This is a genomic window from Streptosporangium sp. NPDC001559, assembly GCF_042893955.1.
Lineage (GTDB): Bacteria > Actinomycetota > Actinomycetes > Streptosporangiales > Streptosporangiaceae > Streptosporangium.
Map to the genome: position 1 here is coordinate 248,315 of NZ_JBIAVG010000003.1, position 16,361 is coordinate 264,675.

The following is a 16,361-nucleotide window of genomic DNA, read 5'->3' on the forward strand; positions in this document are numbered from 1 at the left end:
AGGCGGCTCACCCGCCGGAGGCCAGCTCCAGGACCCGGCGGGTCTCCTCGGGATTCAGCCGGTTCGCGGCGTGGGCCAGGGCCAGGCGGGAGTCCATGGGGCGGTAGGCCGTACGGGACAGGCCGTGCCACACGAAGCCGCCCGCCGGTCCCGTGGCCGCCGTACACGCCCTGAGAACCCTTTCGCGCGCACGGGCCGACCAGGCCAGGCCCAGCCTGCCGTACAGGGCGCGGAAGCCCTCCTCGGGGGCGGCGGCGAGGTCCTCGTAGCGGACCAGGGTGATCCCCGGATGCCCGGCGGCCAGGGTCGTGACGACCCGCCTGGCCGCCCGCCACAGCGCGACGGCCTTGGCGACGCGGTCCTGGCAGCCGACGAACGCGCGCAGCGCCTCCAGGTGGGGGTGGTCCCTGATGAGCAGTGGCTGTTCGAGCAGTTCGTGGAAGTAGACGGTCCAGCCGAGCCGTTGCCAGCTGCCCACGAACGGCACCGCGTCACGTTGCAGCACGACCACCTGGCAGCCGAGGCGCTCTGCGAACCACCCGGCGGAGAACAACGCGAACGGGTCGTCGAGCAGCGCCCGCCGCCCGGTCAGGCGCCCCAGGGTGAAGGCCGTGCCGTACCTGGCCATCCGCGCCAGGTCGTACGGCGAGCGGTTGCGCCGCAGCTCGGCCAGGAACCGGTAGCGCAGCGCGACCGTGTCGGTGAAGGCGGGCAGCCAGAGGTCCTCGTTGTCCGGGCAGATGTACTGGAAACGGTGGGTGACGTGGGCGTTCAGCACCCCGGGGCAGCGGCCGGGCGGGTGTTGGGGGTTGAGCGGCTCGTTGACGTAGACCAGGCCGCCACCCGCCGCCAGCATCTTGCCCGTCCAGCTCGTGCCGCTCCTGGGCAGCCCCGTGACCAGCACGGGAACCCCGCCCGTCATCGGGGCCGCCAGGGTCGCAGCGCCCCCAGACTGTGGGCGCCGAAGGGGCGCAGGCCGAGGCGGCGGTAGATCTGCCACAGCGGCAGCAGGTTCTTGACCAGCGTGCCCGAGGCCCAGGCGAGGGCCGCGCCCGCCGCGCCGTACATGGGGGTCAGGAACACCCCGCAGACCGTGGTCACCGTGATCGCGGCGACCAGATTGGCCAGGCTGGAGCGGGTGTGCCCGGCGGCGGTCAGCACCACGTCCACCATGCCGCAGGCCCCGGCGAGCATCATCGTCACGGCGAGGACCAGCGCCACGGCGGCACCCGAGGCGTACCCGTCGCCGAGGAGGCCGAGCAGCCACGGCGCGCACAGGGCGTACCCCAGCCAGAGCGGCCAGGTCAGCGCCACAAGCCATGTCGTCGCCGACTGGTACAGCACGCGGGCGCGGCCCAGGTTCCCGGCGGTGAGCGCCTCGACCAGCCTGGGCTGCGCCGCCTGGGCCAGCCCCCGGTTGACGAGCTGGCCGACCACCTTGAAACGGGTGGCGGCGGTGTAGACGGCGGCCTCCTCAGGCCCGGCGAGGACCGCGACGACCATGACGTCCAGCCGCTGGAACACCGCCTGGATCGCGGCGGCGGCCGATCTGGGCCAGGTGTGGCGCCACAGCTCACGCGCGGCCTCCAAGGCGTACGACCCGGCGTACGGCGTGTGGGGCAGCCGTCCACGCAGCCAGAGCGCCGCCAGGCACAGCACCGGGACGTACGGCAACGCCCAGGCGGCCACCAGGACCGGGACCGTCCGCACCCCGGATGCGACGGCGAGGGCGACGAGCGCGAGCTGGGCGACGGGCTGGAGCAGGCCGTCGAGCAGCAGGGTCGGCAGCATCATCCCGAAGCCGCGTGTCGCGGAGACCAGGACGTCCGCGCACACGACGGCGGGCAGCGCGACCGCCAGCACCCGGAAAGCCGGGTCGGACAGGCAGGCGAACAGGACCGTCCCCACGGCCACCGAGAGCGCCGCGACCGGCGCCAGCGCCGCACGGATCTGCCCTCGCGCCCGGTCGTGACCGGAGGCGCCGGTCCCGGCGATGACGTGGACGAGCCCGTTGCCCGCGTCGAGCCGCAGGACGCCCGCGACGGTCAGGCACAGCGCGGTCGCGGTGAAGAAGGCGCCCGCCGTCTGCCGATCGGTGCCCCTGGTGACCAGCACGACCGTCAGGAACTGGGCGCCCGCTCCGACCCCGGCGCCGACGAGCCCCGCCAGGCCGTCTCTGGCGGCTCCTCCGGCACGCGGCAGCCTGGTCAGGCCCGCGGAGATCAGCGGCGCCACGAGGGGGACGCGCCGAGCCAGTGGGGCAGCTTGGCGTCCCACTCCTCGAAGTGGTCGGTGAGCTCACGGCGCAACGAATCGGGCATCGGGCCGGGCCGGGGACGGGCGTTGTGCCGTTCGAAGACCGGATCGCCGATGTGCGGCAGCCCCAGAAACTCCAGCACACGGTCGTAGACGATCTCGGGCTCGCCGAAGAACCGTCCGCTGTCGATCACGAGTATCCGGTCCCTGCCGATCAGCGGCTCGAACCGGGCGAGCTGCTCGGCGTAGCGGCCCCTGGCGAGGTAGGCGTGGTGACGGTGCGCGTGACTCGTCGAGTACGGCGCGGCGCACAGTCCCTCCGCGGCTCCGGCGAGCCGTTCCTCCTCAAGCTCGATCGCCCTGGCGAAGGAGGGCTCCGTCTCGAACCCCCTGGCCAGTTCGTGGGCGTGCGCGGAGAAGGCACGCTCGACCGGGTCGCGCACCAGGACGATCAGCTTCACACCCGGCAGGTCACGGGCGATGCGGGAGGCGGCCAGCGGGTGGAACAGGTAGTAGGGGGAGGACTCGAAGACGTGGGGGCGGCAGCCGTACCGGCGGGTCAGCCTGGAGGTCCCGGCGCGCAGCGGGAAGTGCGCCCGGTACCACGACAGGCCACGGTCATAGGCCACGTCGAAGTAGTGCACCCCCTTGTGGAGGCCGGGCTTGAGGATCAGCGGGTGCTGGGAGAGCGCCCGGTAGAGCGAGGTGGTGCCCGCGCGCTGCGCCCCGGCGATCAGGAAGGAGGGCAGCACCCGTCCTCCGGCGGTGAACCGGCCGGCGGTCCGCGCGACGGCGTGCACGGAACGTTTCAGCATGGGCTTCACGACAGGAGCTCCTGGAAGTCGACGGTGGGGTTGAGCCAGTGCTCCGGCGGGCCGAGAGGGGCGTGGCCGTCGGCCGCGTGCCGGTCCGCCAGCGCGATCAGGTAGCGGATCACGGTCAGCTTGGCCTCGGCCGCGGAGAGCCCGAAGGGCGCCAATGCCGGAAGGGCCTGGGCGAGGCAGGCCCTGGCGGTCGTCGCCGGGCCGTTGCGGCGCAGCAGGCGGTGGAAGAGGTGGTGGACGGCGTCGAAGCCGAACGGGACACCGGTGCCGAACCGTTCCCAGTCCCACACCAGCAGCCTGCCGTCCGCCGCACGTGCGATGTTCCAGGGGGCGAAGTCGCCGTGCCAGGCGAAGCCCCGCCTGTGCGGGACGGGCAGGTGACCGATCTCGGTGACGGCCTCGACGAGGAGGCGGCCGGGTACGGGGGTCGCTCGGGCGCTCCGCCGTACGGGCAGGGGGGACAGCGCGAGCACGGACAGGCCTCGCCATGTTCCGTGGTGGAGCACGGTCGGGGCGACGACGGTCTTCAGGGGGATGTCGGCGAGCATGGCGAGCGTGCGCGCCTCGTGCGTGACGAGGTCACGGATCCGGGGCGTGTCGCCGATCTTCACGAAGGCGGCCAGCCCGTCCCGCGCGTGGGCTTCGAGGATCGGCTTGCGGTTGGCGCGCCTGGGGGGACGGACGTGCAGCACGACCCGGATCGGGGTGCCGAGCGCCTGGCTCAGGTAGGTCTCGATGGTGTCGTCGCCCGAGGGCACCAGCACCCTCCTGCCCGGGTGCCACCACGCGCGGGGCGCCAGCCTGCGGGGAAGCGTGCGGTGGGGGAGCAGGCTGTAGGGGCGGGGCTCGCCTTCCGCGGGGAACAGCAGGCCGACCGTCCTGGTGAGGTAGCGCAGCCGGACACGGGTGTCGTTCATGCGGCCCCACTCGTCATCGAGTTCCTCCAGAGCAGCGCGAAAGAGATCAGATACAGGCTGAGCGGTGTGACCAGCCCGTCGTAGACGAACATGTAGAGCAGGGTCAGGATCATCACCAGCACCCCGGCCAGGCCGACGGGGCTCCGGTCGGGCCAGTGGCGGCGGATCGCCCCGACGAAGAACGCCACGTACAGTCCGGCCCCGACGAACCCCTGGGTGATCATCAGATGCCAGAGCTGACCGTCGCTGCCCAGCGGTGGATGGCCGCACCCCTCGCACCAGTCGGTCCTGCCGGTGGTGATCGTGTTGTGGTTGCCCATGGCGTTCCTGGTGTTGCCGTAGCCGATGATCGGCGAGGTGCGCGCCGCGGCGACGGTCGCCGAGACGGTGAAGGCGCGGATGTCGTTGCTGTGCGGGTTGTCCAGCCGTTCGGCGACCAGGGTGCGCAGCGGGCTCAGGAGCAGCAGCAGCGCCCCTGCGGCGATGGCCGAGCAGGCCATGATCCGCGTCCGCGCGCCCAGGCGCAGCAGCAGGTAGACGGCCGCGACCCCGAGGCCGATCCACAGGCCCCGGTTCAGGGAGTAGACGACGGGGACGGCGCACAGCGCGAGCATCGGGGCCACGGCCAGGCGCCTGCGCGGCCCGCCGTACGTCCACCAGCCGACCACGAACCAGACCAGCAGCACCGAGACGTTGCTTCCCCAGGCGTTGGCCCATTCGAAGGGGGCCTCGGGGCGGGGGGAGGCGTGGCCGAGAACCTTCTGCACCTGGGCCGTGGTCGGGTGGATCAGGTTGTGCACGTAGGGGTTGTCGGCGATCCAGTGAGGCAGCACCATCTCGACCGGTGAGGTGAGGTCGGCGCCGGGGACGAGAACCCCGAGCAGGCCGCCCACGACGGTCGTGACGAACAGCGCGCCGAGCATGCGCACCAGGGTGAGCTGGGGGAGCTCCCGCTCGGTCAGGTTGCCCAGGTAGAGGACCATGATCAGCAGGGAGACGTACAGGGCCAGACGCATCAGGTAGCCGAGCACCCGCCCGAGGCCGAAGTCGCCGTAGGTCCCCGGCGGCATCTCCCCGAGCATGAGCGCGCTGATGAGGTAACCGGCCAGCAGCATCAGCCAGAGGCCGAACCCCCGGGGAACCCTGATCGGCCGTCGCCGCCACAGCACCGCCGCCATCGCCGGGGCCAGCACCACGATCGACAGACCGCCGAAACCGAGCGCCCACCAGACGGGGTAGCCGACGAGCAGCGCGGCGATCGGCCAGGCCGCCCGGTCCAGGCCTCTCACGGGGGGAAGGCCGTCTCTGGCGGGGACAACGTCCTGATCGGCACGGTGGGCATCGAGGCCCCGGCGACCCACCTGCCCGGCTCGGGGACGCTCTCCGTGGTACGGCCCGCGGCGCGAGGTGTGGGGCGGCTCACCGGGAAGGAGGTGGGCCAGTCGCCGGGGGCCTCGTCGCGGCGCGGCGCGACGCTGTGCGTCTGGCGCGGTGTGTCCTGCGGGGGGTGTGGCGGGATCTGCTGGGCGGGGCGCTCCACCGTTCGCTGCGGGGGAGCCGGGGGGGTGAGAAGGCCGCCGACCACCGGCATGCCCTGCCGTCCGAGTCGCCGTACGGCCCGCGCCATCCCGCGTGGGGAGATCCCGGCGACGCTGACCAGCAGAACCGCGCCCTCCTTGCCCGCCAGTCTCTCGATCTCCTCGGGGCGTGCCCGCAGGACGGCGCCGGGCCCCGTCCCTCCGGTCGCGGGCGTGTCCGGCCTGGCGGGGCGGTCGCGGAACCAGGCGAGGCCGACCCCGGCCAGGAGCCCGGCCATCAGGCCGCTGCCGAGGTAGAGGGGCGGGCTCGGCTGGCTGGGGGCGGTCGGGGGGACGGCTTCGCTGATCACGGTGCCGGGGGTCACGGCCACCGTCCGCAGCGCGTCGTACTTCACGGTGAGGTTGTAGACCTGGCGGCCCAGGACGTTCTGCCGCTGCGCGGCCAGGGTTCGCTCCGCCGTGCCTTTGGGCAGGCCGGGGAGGGAGGCGACCACGGCGGACAGGCTCGCGTTGACCTGCTTCAGCTTGGACTGGAGCGCCTCCAGCTGGGCGTCCATCGCCCGTGCCGCGGTCTCACGCCGGTTGTCCAGGTAGGCCCTGGCGTAGGCGCCGGCCCCCGCCGCCGCGGCGGCCGGGTCGGAGGCGGTGTAGGAGATGTCCAGGACCGAGGTGTTCGGGGGCACGGAGACCTCCACCGGCCCCGGGGCGCCCCCGAGTGCGCGCCCTGCCTTTCTCGCGACCACGGCGGACTGGGCGACCTGGGCCTCGGTGTCGAGGTTGAGCGCCTCGCGCTGCCGGTTGGTGACCTGGTTCGTCTGCTCCTGCAGGCCCGTCGGGGTGACCAGCACCTGGGCCGAGGCGGTGTAGGCGGGAGGGATCACGCACAGCAGCACGGCGCCCGCGCCCGCGCCACCGGCGAGCAGGAACAGGATGGTCGGCCAGCGGCGGCGGAGGAAGGACACGTAGTCCGTCAGGTCTCCGCCGGAGCGGCGGACCGAGGCGTCCGGCGGAGGGCTCATATGTTTCGAGTCCTTTTCGAGGGGGTTTGATATGGGGGTTCGATGATTTCGAACGCTAGGAACTATAGGTCCGCCTGTTGTTTTCTCGATCCGATACACAAGATTTTCGTGACGGGTGCCGTCGCGGTGGAAAGAAAATAAACACCATTTATCCGATATTTCCTTGCGATTGCCATGCGGGGGTGGCTCGGGAACGTCGAAGCCGGTGACATGGCACGTCCGCGCGGTGGCAGGCTTGGGGCGCGGCGGTGACCGCAGGGCCAGAAACCGGAATGACCGGAATGATCGGAATGTTCGTGAGGAAACGATGGTTCTGACGGTGTATTTGTGTGATGCCGCCATGCGGCTTTTTTCGCGGAAGGCGTTGGTCGCCGTTTCGGGTCTGTCACTGGTGCTCGGAACCGGGGCGTGCGCTCCTTCCGAGGGCGCCTCCCGCGACCGGCCGCGGAGCACTCCGGCACGGGCCGACGTGAAGCCGTCCGCCTGCGCGGTCGACGCCAAGCTCGTCCCCGCCTGCGGCGCCTGGTGGGGGATCGCGCCGGAGATCTTCACCGGCAGGCCCCCGCAGCGGGCGATCGCCCGCGCGGAACGGCGTATGGGCCGCCGCGCCGACATCGTGCACCTCTACCACCGGGGCGCCGAGCTGTTCCCGACCCCTCAGGAACGCCGGATCGCCCGCGACCCGAAGGGTCGCAGAATCCTGCTGGTCAACTGGAAGCCGTCCCTCGACCACACCTGGGCGCAGATCGCCAAGGGCGCGATCGACTCCCGCATCGACCGGCTGGCCGCGCACATCACCGGGAGCTTCCCCGAGAGGTTCTTCCTCACCGTCCACCACGAGCCGGAGAACGACGTACGGCAGCGCCCGGGTTCGGGCATGACCGCCGAGGACTACGCCGCGATGTTCCGGCACGTGGTGCTGCGGCTGCGGCGGGACGGCGTGCGCAACGCGGTCACGGTCATGACCTACATGGGCGCGCCCAACTGGGGGGCGAGCCTCTGGTTCGACCGGCTCTACCCCGGCGACGACGTGGTCGACTGGGTGGCGATGGACCCCTACGCCGACGAGCGGGTGCGGGACTTCGGCGACCTGGTCGACAGGACCCGCGAGGGGTTCGCCCGCTGGCCCGGGGCCTACCGGTGGATGAACGCGCGCCTGCCGGGCAAGCCCGTCATGCTCGCCGAGTGGGGCGTGTTCGAGCGGCCGGGCGACCCCGGCTTCAAGGAGAGGTTCTTCGCCGGGACACGGCGGCAGGTGCGTGACTATCCCCGGATCAAGGCGCTGGTCTACTTCGACTCGCCGCACGCCCCGAGGGGGGACACCCGCTTCGACACCACCCCGGGAGCCCTACAGGCCTTTTCCGGCCTCGCGCACGACCCCGACCTGCGCGCCCCCGCGGTTCCGCAGAAGTGACCAGGCCACGGCGCCCACGACGGACATCCCGCCGACGCTCCACAGCAGGGCCGTGTTGCCGACGCCCAGGAGCTTCAGCGCCGAGGCGAGCAGCACGACCGCGAGCAGCGCGCGGATGACGCCGCCCGGCGCCCAGGCGGAGATCCTGGCACCGATGTAGACACCCGGGATCGAGCCGACCAGCAGGGAGGTGGTGATGGACAGCTGGAAGTCGCCGAACAGCAGGTGGCCGAGGGCGGCCGAGGCGACCAGCGGCACGGCCTGGACCAGGTCGGTGCCGACGAGCTGGTTGGCCTTCAGCGCCGGATACAGCGCGAGCAGCGCCACGATGATCAGCGAACCCGAGCCGACCGACGAGATGCCGACGACCAAGCCTCCGACCATACCGACCAGTAAGGTCGGAATAGGGCGCACGACGATGGACGACAGCTCCGCCGCGTCCTTCCCCCGGTCGTCACGTGACATCCAGGCCTTGGCGACCAGCCCGACGACCGCCAGCAGCAGGGCGACACCCAGGGCGTACTTGACCACCTCCTGGACCTGCTCGCCGTCCCCGAAGGCCCTGGCGGCGAAGACCCCGCAGAAGGCCGCGGGCACCGAGCCCGCGCACAGCCAGCCGACCAGGCGCAGGTTCACCGTCCCGCGCCGCATGTGGACGACCCCGCCGACCGGCTTCATGACGGCGGAGGCGACCAGGTCGCTGGAGACGGCGGCCAGGGGAGGGACGTTGAAGAACAGCAGCATCATCGGCGTCATCAACGCGCCGCCGCCCATGCCGGTCAGCCCGACGATGATCGCGACGATGAAGGAGCCGGCTGCCAGGGGGAAGTCGATGGCCATCGGTCGCTCACCATTTCTCGGTCATTCTGGGTCATTCTGGGTCGTTCAGGGTCACTAAGGGTCACTGTGGGGCGGGCGGCGCGGGGCCGCCCGTTGCGGGGGCCCGGCGCCCCGGGCCCCGGGGTCAACGGACCCACCCTCCCCGGATCAACGGGTCGAGCACCTGCCGTACTGCCTGGTCCACGCTGATCGAGGTGGTGTCGACGACCAGGTCGGCGTCGTCGGGATCCTCGTAGGGGTCGGAGATCCCGGTGAACTCGGGGATGAGACCCGCGCGCGCCTTGGCGTAGAGCCCCTTGCGGTCACGGCGCTCGCACTCCTCGAGCGGAGTGGCCACGTGGACCAGCAGGAAGTCGGCGCCGACCGCCTCGACCATCTCCCTGACCTCCTCGCGGGTCGCGGCGTAGGGCGCGATGGGCGCGCAGATCGCCAGCCCGCCGTGCCTGGCCGCCTCCGCGGCGACGAACCCGATCCTGCGGATGTTCAGGTCGCGGTCCTGCTTGGAGAAGGTCAGCCCCGCCGACAGCAGCCGCCTGACCACGTCCCCGTCCAGATAGGTGACCGTACGGCCGCCGCGTTCGAGCAGCGCGTCCCGCAGCCCCCTGGCCACGGTGGACTTCCCCGAGCCGGACAGGCCGGTGAAGAAGACCACCAGGCCGCGCCGGTGCGGCGGGCCGGGCAGCGTCACCGGCTCGGGGCCCGCCAGGTGCTCGGTGGCGCCGTAGGCCTCCGCGACACGCTCACGCAGCTCCAGATCGATGCTGGGGTCGTCCCTGCGGGCCAGGGGCACCACGGCCAGGAGGGCGTCCTCGCCGAGCCTCTCGCGCGCCTTCAACGCCGCGCGGACCACCGCGGGGCCGCCCTCGCCGAACGCCAGCGGCAGCAGCAGCACCACGGCGCCCAGCTCCCGCGCGGTCGCTGCGATCTCGCCGAGGTCGTCCAGCGGGCCGCGCATGGTGACCGCGAGCGCGGGCCGCTCACCCAGCTCCTTGCGGATCTCCGCCGGGGTGAGACGCAACCTGGCGAAGGGACCGTGCTCCGGGGCGTCGAGCGCCTCGACCGGACCGGCGACGAGGCCGTCGTGACGGTCGGTGACGGTGAGCACGGCCAGCGCGGCGCCCTCGGGGTCTCGCAGCGTGACCTGGTCGCCGGGGGCGGCCGGGTGGTCGTCGGGCAGCGCGAACGTGACCGGCGCGGGCCAGCTCGTGCCGTCCGTCAGGACGCCGTGCCCGTCGACGGAGTGCGCGTCGGCCGAGCTCATGAAGCCCGTCAGAGGCTGGAAGGCGCCGGAGAGCAGCAGCTCCAGGTCGGCCAGCTCATGGGCGTCGGGGGTCCACTCGAAAGGGGCCGTCATTTGCTCCACAATCCCGATCAACTTAGTCGGATTTCATCACCTTACCTACTCCAGTTGTCCCACACCAACCCCTCCGGCTCATATCAACCGGGCGAAGTGGTTCTGCGGCTTGCGGACGACCATGATGATCTCGTCGTGCGAGGCGGGCCGCCGCCCCCGGGAGGCCGTCTCGACCGTGGAACAGGCGAGCCTGACCAGGGCGTGCTTCGGCCCGCTCAGCGCCGGGCCGCTCGTGGCCGACATGTCGTCGGTCACCATCAGGCCGCGCGTCAGGCAGAAGGAGTGCATCCCCTCGCGTGAGGTGATCTCGCCGTAGAAGGCGCGCAGCGGGCCGACCGCGCCCTCGGGGGCCAGTTTCGGCCACAGCAGCCGCCGCAGCACGGAAGGCAGCAGCCGGTCGCAGGTTCCGTAGGCCGAGGCGCGGTCGCGCATCCGCAACAGCACCACGCCGCCGGGGCGCAACCCGGCGAGCAGCCGGTCGAGCACCAGCTCGGGGTGCTCGATCCGTTCGAGCAGGAACGGCACGTGCAGGACGTCGAACGCGCGGGGCGGCACGGGCACCGAACGCAGATCTCCCAGCGCCAGCGCGTCGAGGTCCTTGCGGGAGCCGGCGCTCACCCGCAGCGCGGGCAGGTCCTCGTCGATCCCGGTGACCCGCGCCTGGACCCCTTCGAGGTCAAGTGGTTCCGGCCATCCGCATCCGGCGACCAGGATGTCCAGCCGCCTGCCGGGCTGCCCCGCCGCCTGCTCTCGAATCCGCCTGCTGAATATGTCGTCCCGCGAGACGACCGACCGTACCTCAGACATGCAACCGACAGTAGTCAATTGTTCACCGATAGTCGCGCATTGGCCACCGCCCGACGGTGACGATTGCGGTCCCGGCCCTCAGGGGTCCCGCGTGTCCACCGGGCGGACGGCGGGCGGACGGCGGGCCGGAACACCGTGGACGAACACCGGTAGCCTGGGAGAGCCCCGTGCCGGACCCGGCCCGGGGCCTGCCGTGTTGCCGTCGTGGGGCTGTGGGCGAATCTGATGAGCCTTTCCGGACTACTTGACCTTGTCGCTGGAGAGCCGAAGCTGGCCTCCGTCCTCCGTGACGTGCGCGGGGGCGACCTCTCCGACGTCGCGCTGATCGCGCCGCCCGCGCTGCGGCCGTTCACCGTGGCCGCGCTGGCCAGGGACGGGGCCGAGGACGGCGCGCGGACCGTTCTCGCGGTGACCGCGACCGGCCGCGAGGCCGAGGACCTCGCCGCGGCGCTGACCAGCCTCATCAACGGTGACTCGGTCGCGGTCTTCCCCGCCTGGGAGACCCTGCCGCACGAGCGCCTCTCGCCGCGCAGCGACACGGTCGGGCAGCGGCTGGCCGTACTGCGCAGACTGGCGCACCCCGTCGCGGGCGACGCCGCCGCCGGGCCGCTGCGGGTGATCGTCGCCCCGGTCAGGGCCGTGCTCCAGCCGATCGTGCGGGGCCTGGGCGACCTGCGCCCGGTACGGCTGCGCGCCGGTCAGGACGCCGACCTCGACGCCGTCGTCGCCCAGCTCGTCGAGAACGGCTACAGCCGGGTCGACATGGTGGAGAAGCGCGGCGAGGTCGCGGTCAGAGGCGGGCTGCTCGACGTCTTCCCGCCCACCGAGGAGCACCCGCTGCGCCTTGAGTTCTGGGGCGACACCGTCGAGGAGATCCGCTGGTTCAAGGTCGCCGACCAGCGCTCCCTGGAGGTGGCCGAGGGCGGTCTGTTCGCGGCCCCCTGCCGGGAACTGCTGCTGACCGAGGAGGTCAGGGAGCGGGCACGGCTGCTGGCCGAGGAGCACCCGGCGCTGACCGAGATCCTCGGGCAGCTGGCCGAGGGGGTCGCCGTCGAGGGCATGGAGGCGTTCGCGCCCGTGCTCGCCGGGGAGATGGACCTGCTGGTCGACCACCTGCCCGCGCGCGCCGCGGTGTTCGTCTGCGACCCCGAGCGCATCAGGGGACGGGCCGAGGAACTGGTGCGCACCAGCCAGGAGTTCCTCGAGGCGTCGTGGATCAACGCCGCCTCGGGCGGCGAGGCGCCCATCGACCTCGGGGCGGCGGCCTTCCGCAGCCTTGAGGAGGTCCGCGACCACGCGCGGGAGCTGGGCCAGCCCTGGTGGTCGATCGCGCCGTTCGGCGGCGACGACCTGGGCGACGGGCTGCTCCTGCCCGCCAAGGAGGCGGAGAGCTACCGGGGCGACACCCAGCGGGCGCTCGGCGACATCAAGGGCTGGCTTGAGGAGGACAGGGCCGTCGTGCTGCTCAGCGAGGGCCACGGCCCCGCCGAGCGCATGGTCGAGCTGCTCAAGGGCGTGGACCTGCCCGCCCGTCTTGAGGCGGGGCTCGACACGGCTCCCGACCCCAAGGTCGTGCACGTCACGACCGGCCTGGTCGAGCACGGTTTCGTCGCCCCTGGGCTGGCCGTACTGACGCATCTGGACCTGGTGGGGCAGAAGGCCTCGACCAAGGACATGCGCAGGCTGCCCTCCAAGCGGCGCAACATGGTCGATCCGCTCCAGCTCAAGGTCGGCGACCACGTGGTGCACGAGCAGCACGGCGTCGGACGCTACGTCGAGATGGCGCAGCGGACCGTGCAGGGCGCGACCCGCGAGTACCTCGTGATCGAGTACGCCAAGGGCGACCGCCTCTACGTGCCGACCGACCAGCTCGACGAGGTCACCCGCTACGTCGGCGGCGAGGCCCCCACGCTCAACCGGATGGGCGGCGCCGACTGGGCGAAGGCGAAGACCAAGGCCAAGAAGGCGGTCAAGGAGATCGCCGGGGAGCTGATCCGCCTCTACTCCGCCAGGATGGCCTCGCCCGGGCACGCCTTCGGGACCGACACCCCCTGGCAGCGGGAGATGGAGGACGCCTTCCCCTACGCCGAGACCGGCGACCAGCTCGAGGCCATCGACGAGGTCAAGCGCGACATGGAGCGGGCAGTCCCGATGGACAGGCTGATCTGCGGCGACGTCGGCTACGGCAAGACCGAGATCGCGGTGCGGGCGGCGTTCAAGGCCGTCCAGGACGGCAAGCAGGTCGCGGTGCTCGTGCCCACGACGCTGCTGGTCCAGCAGCACCTGTCGACCTTCACCGAGCGTTTCTCCGGGTTCCCGCTGAACGTCAGGCCGCTCTCGCGCTTCCAGACGGACGCCGAGGCCAAGGCGACGATGGAGGGACTGCGCGAGGGCTCCGTCGACGTGGTGATCGGCACCCACAGGCTCTTCTCCCCGGAGATCAGGTTCAAGGAGCTCGGCCTGATCATCATCGACGAGGAGCAGCGCTTCGGCGTCGAGCACAAGGAGGCCATGAAGCACCTGCGGACCCAGGTCGACGTGCTGGCCATGTCCGCGACGCCGATCCCGCGCACACTGGAGATGGGCCTCACCGGCATCCGGGAGATGTCGACGATCCTCACCCCGCCGGAGGAACGGCACCCGATCCTCACCTTCGTCGGGCCGTACGACGACAAGCAGATCGCCGCCGCCATCCGGCGCGAGCTGATGCGCGACGGCCAGGTGTTCTTCGTGCACAACCGGGTCTCCAGCATCAACAAGGTCGCGGCCATGCTGCACGAACTGGTGCCCGAGGCCAGGATCGCCGTCGCGCACGGCCAGATGCAGGAGCACCAGCTCGAACGGATCATGGTGGGCTTCTGGGAGCGCGAGTTCGACGTGCTCGTCTCGACCACGATCGTCGAGTCGGGCCTGGACGTGCCCAACGCCAACACGCTGATCGTCGACCGGGCCGACAACTACGGCCTGTCCCAGCTCCACCAGCTGCGCGGCCGGGTCGGGCGTGGCCGTGAGCGCGGCTACGCCTACTTCCTGTATCCGCCGGAGAAGCCGCTCACCGAGACCGCCCACGAGCGCCTGGCCACCATCTCCCAGCACACCGAGATGGGCGCGGGCATGTACGTGGCGATGAAGGACCTGGAGATCCGCGGCGCGGGCAACATTCTCGGCGCCGAGCAGTCCGGGTTCATCGCGGGAGTCGGCTTCGACCTGTACGTACGGATGATGGCCGAGGCCGTCCAGGAGCAGAAGGCCAAGCTGTCGGGCGCCCCCGTCACGCAGGAACGCGCCGACGTCAAGGTCGAACTGCCGATCGACGCGCACATCCCGCACGACTACGTGACCTCCGAGCGGCTGCGCCTTGAGGCCTACAAGCGCATCGCCGCCGTCGAGTCCGACGAGCAGGTCGCCGCGGTCCGTGACGAGCTCCTCGACCGGTACGGCAGGCCGCCCCAGCCGGTCGAGAACCTCCTTGAGGTCGCCCGCTTCAGGATCCGGGCCCGTACGGCGGGGCTGACCGACGTCACCCTCCAGGGGCAGAACATCCGCTTCGCCCCCGTGGACCTGAGGGACTCCCAGCAGGTCAGACTGCAGAGGCTGTACCCGAAGGCACTGCTGAAGCAGGCGGCCGGTACGTTGCTCGTACCCGTGCCGAAGACCAGGCCGCTCGGCGGCCAGCCGCTGCGCGACCTGGACCTGCTCAGGTGGTGCGGTGACCTGGTCCAGGCGATGTTCCTTGAGAACCAGCCGGTAAAGTAAACGGCGTCTGTCGTGAAGGGATCGCAAGTGAAGTCGACTCGACTGCGCGTCATCCTGGCGGTCGCCGCCGCAGGAGCCGCGCTGACCGCCTGCTCTCCGGGGCAGGCAGGCACCGCCGCCATCGTCGGCGGTGAGCGGATCAGCACCGGCGAGCTGGACAGCAGCGTCAAGGAGTACGAGGAGGCCCTCGCCAAGGCCAACGTCTCCCCCGCTGACCTGCAGTTCCCCGGTAGCGTCTCGCAGGTGGTGCTGTTCCAGCTGGCCACCGCCAAGCAGTACACCAAGGCGGCCGAGCGGCAGGGCATCACGGTCACCGAGGCCGAGATCGACCAGGTGGTCGCCGCCTCCGGTGGCGAGGCCCAGCACGAGCAGCGGATGCTCCAGCAGGCCGTCGCGCCGTCGCACTCGCGCGAGTTCACCAAGGCCGGTCTGATGCTCACCAAGCTCATGGCCAAGTACGGCGGCGGCGCCGACCAGGAGGCGCTCCAGCGGGGCCAGGCCCAGGCGATCAAGGACCTGCAGGCCGTCAAGGTCACCTGGAGCCCGCGCTACGGCGTGCTGAACGACAACCGCAGCGAGCAGTCTCCGCAGCTGTTCGTGGACGCGGGCCGTTTCGGCGCGATCCCTCCCGCCGCACGGGCCCAGTAGTCTCGGGGGCATGCCCCTGATCGTCGTCACCACCTCGCCCAGGGTCGCCCCCGGGCTGCTCAGCCACCACGCGTGGCGGGTCCTGCGGGAGGGGCCGGTGCGCACCGGCTCCGCCGGACATCCGCACCTGCCCCATCTGGAGGAGGCCGGCGTCACCGTCGAGGTCGTCGAGCCCGATCCGGCGGCCCTGGTGCGCGAGGCCCGTGACGGGACCGTGGTCTGGCTCGGAGCCGACGAGACGTTGATGCGCGCGGTCGGCCACGCGGCGCTCGCCCTCGACGACCCGCCGGTGATCGAGGTGGTGCCGGGGTCGTACGACCTGCCGGGCGGGCGGCTGCTCGACCTGGTCGAGGTGATGGACCGTCTCAGGACGAACTGTCCGTGGGACGCCAAACAGACTCACGAGTCGCTGGCGCCGTACCTCCTTGAGGAAGCCTACGAGGTGCTGGAGACCATCGAGGAGGGCGACCACGCCGCGCTGCGTGAGGAACTCGGCGACCTGCTCCTTCAGGTGGCCTTCCACGCCAGGCTCGCCCGTGAGCGCTCCGCGGGGGAGGGCGGGTTCGACATCGACGACGTGGCCGACGGGATCGTCGCCAAGCTCGTCCGCCGCCACCCGCACGTGTTCGCGGACGTCAAGGTCACCGGCGCCGAGCAGGTCGGTGACAACTGGGAGGCCATCAAGGCCGCCGAACGCGCGGCCAAGAACGACGGCGACGCCGGGTCCGTCCTCGACGGGGTCCCGATGGGTCAGCCCGCTCTCTCCCTGGCGGCGCAGCTCATCCGGCGCGCCGGGCGGGTCGGCGCACCGGACGGCCTGCTCGTCGACCCCGAGGCCGCCGGAGACGACCTGGGGGCGCGCCTGTTCGCCCTCGTGCGGCGGGCGCAGGAGGCCGGTCTCGACCCCGAGGCCGAACTGCGCGCCACCGCCCGCCGCTACCGCGACCGGGTCCGGGCCTGGGAGGCGGGGGAGACCGGGGAGGCCTGA

13 protein-coding genes are annotated in these 16,361 nt (G+C 71.7%); 4 read left to right on the forward strand and 9 right to left on the reverse strand.

The genetic code is table 11. The features are described 5' to 3' along the window. Nucleotides 1-7 precede the first annotated feature (7 nt). Genes ACFYY8_RS08225 through ACFYY8_RS08250 form a run of 6 tightly spaced genes read right to left on the reverse strand, consistent with a single transcriptional unit; the run spans nt 8 to nt 6,554 of the window. Nucleotides 8-922, reverse strand: coding sequence for a sulfotransferase (locus ACFYY8_RS08225; RefSeq protein WP_390038445.1), 915 nt, complete (start codon nt 920-922; stop codon nt 8-10). Continuing rightward, nucleotides 919-2,235 carry a lipopolysaccharide biosynthesis protein gene (locus ACFYY8_RS08230; protein WP_390038447.1) on the reverse strand — a complete coding sequence of 439 codons (1,317 nt, stop codon included), beginning with the start codon at nt 2,233-2,235 and terminating at the stop codon, nt 919-921. Before ACFYY8_RS08230 ends, ACFYY8_RS08225 begins: the two co-directional genes overlap by 4 nt. Further along, a complete protein-coding gene (locus tag ACFYY8_RS08235) occupies nt 2,223-3,071 on the reverse strand; it encodes a sulfotransferase family protein (RefSeq protein ID WP_390038449.1) in 849 nt (282 codons plus the stop codon). The genes ACFYY8_RS08230 and ACFYY8_RS08235 overlap by 13 nt, the downstream gene beginning before the upstream one ends. Before the next feature lie 5 nt (nt 3,072-3,076). Next, a complete protein-coding gene (locus ACFYY8_RS08240; protein ID WP_390038451.1) occupies nt 3,077-3,997 on the reverse strand; it encodes a hypothetical protein in 921 nt (306 codons plus the stop codon). Next, complete coding sequence (locus ACFYY8_RS08245; RefSeq protein ID WP_390038453.1) at nt 3,994-5,286, reverse strand: hypothetical protein; 1,293 nt, start codon at nt 5,284-5,286, stop codon at nt 3,994-3,996. The genes ACFYY8_RS08240 and ACFYY8_RS08245 overlap by 4 nt, the downstream gene beginning before the upstream one ends. Then, a complete protein-coding gene (locus ACFYY8_RS08250) occupies nt 5,283-6,554 on the reverse strand; it encodes a Wzz/FepE/Etk N-terminal domain-containing protein (protein WP_390038455.1) in 1,272 nt (423 codons plus the stop codon). The genes ACFYY8_RS08245 and ACFYY8_RS08250 overlap by 4 nt, the downstream gene beginning before the upstream one ends. Before the next feature lie 340 nt (nt 6,555-6,894). On the opposite strand from ACFYY8_RS08250, the gene ACFYY8_RS08255 reads away from it, so the two are divergent. Further along, nucleotides 6,895-7,968, forward strand: coding sequence for a glycoside hydrolase family 26 protein (locus ACFYY8_RS08255; RefSeq protein WP_390038457.1), 1,074 nt, complete (start codon nt 6,895-6,897; stop codon nt 7,966-7,968). Here the strand turns inward: ACFYY8_RS08255 and ACFYY8_RS08260 are convergent. The 3 genes from ACFYY8_RS08260 to ACFYY8_RS08270 form a co-directional block, all read right to left on the reverse strand. Continuing rightward, on the reverse strand, nt 7,903-8,808 hold the full coding sequence (locus ACFYY8_RS08260; RefSeq protein WP_390038459.1) for a sulfite exporter TauE/SafE family protein: 906 nt from the start codon (nt 8,806-8,808) through the stop codon (nt 7,903-7,905). The two genes, ACFYY8_RS08255 and ACFYY8_RS08260, sit on opposite strands and share 66 nt — an antisense overlap. A 124-nt stretch (nt 8,809-8,932) precedes the next feature. Next, a complete protein-coding gene (gene cysC / locus ACFYY8_RS08265; protein WP_390038461.1) occupies nt 8,933-10,162 on the reverse strand; it encodes an adenylyl-sulfate kinase in 1,230 nt (409 codons plus the stop codon). 78 nt (nt 10,163-10,240) lie between these two features. Continuing rightward, the gene (locus ACFYY8_RS08270; RefSeq protein WP_390038463.1) at nt 10,241-10,969 is read right to left on the reverse strand and encodes a class I SAM-dependent methyltransferase; all 729 of its coding nucleotides are present in this window, start codon (nt 10,967-10,969) and stop codon (nt 10,241-10,243) included. A gap of 225 nt (nt 10,970-11,194) precedes the next feature. On the opposite strand from ACFYY8_RS08270, the gene mfd reads away from it, so the two are divergent. The 3 genes from mfd to ACFYY8_RS08285 are packed head-to-tail and all read left to right on the forward strand — an operon-like array spanning nt 11,195 to nt 16,361. Further along, nucleotides 11,195-14,725: a transcription-repair coupling factor gene (mfd, locus tag ACFYY8_RS08275; protein ID WP_390038465.1), complete on the forward strand. Its 3,531-nt coding sequence runs from the start codon at nt 11,195-11,197 to the stop codon at nt 14,723-14,725. Nucleotides 14,726-14,752: 27 nt separating this feature from the next. Then, nucleotides 14,753-15,373, forward strand: a complete 621-nt coding sequence (locus ACFYY8_RS08280; protein WP_390038467.1) for a SurA N-terminal domain-containing protein — start codon at nt 14,753-14,755, stop codon at nt 15,371-15,373. Between the two features lie 10 nt (nt 15,374-15,383). Then, a complete protein-coding gene (locus ACFYY8_RS08285; RefSeq protein ID WP_390038469.1) occupies nt 15,384-16,361 on the forward strand; it encodes a MazG family protein in 978 nt (325 codons plus the stop codon).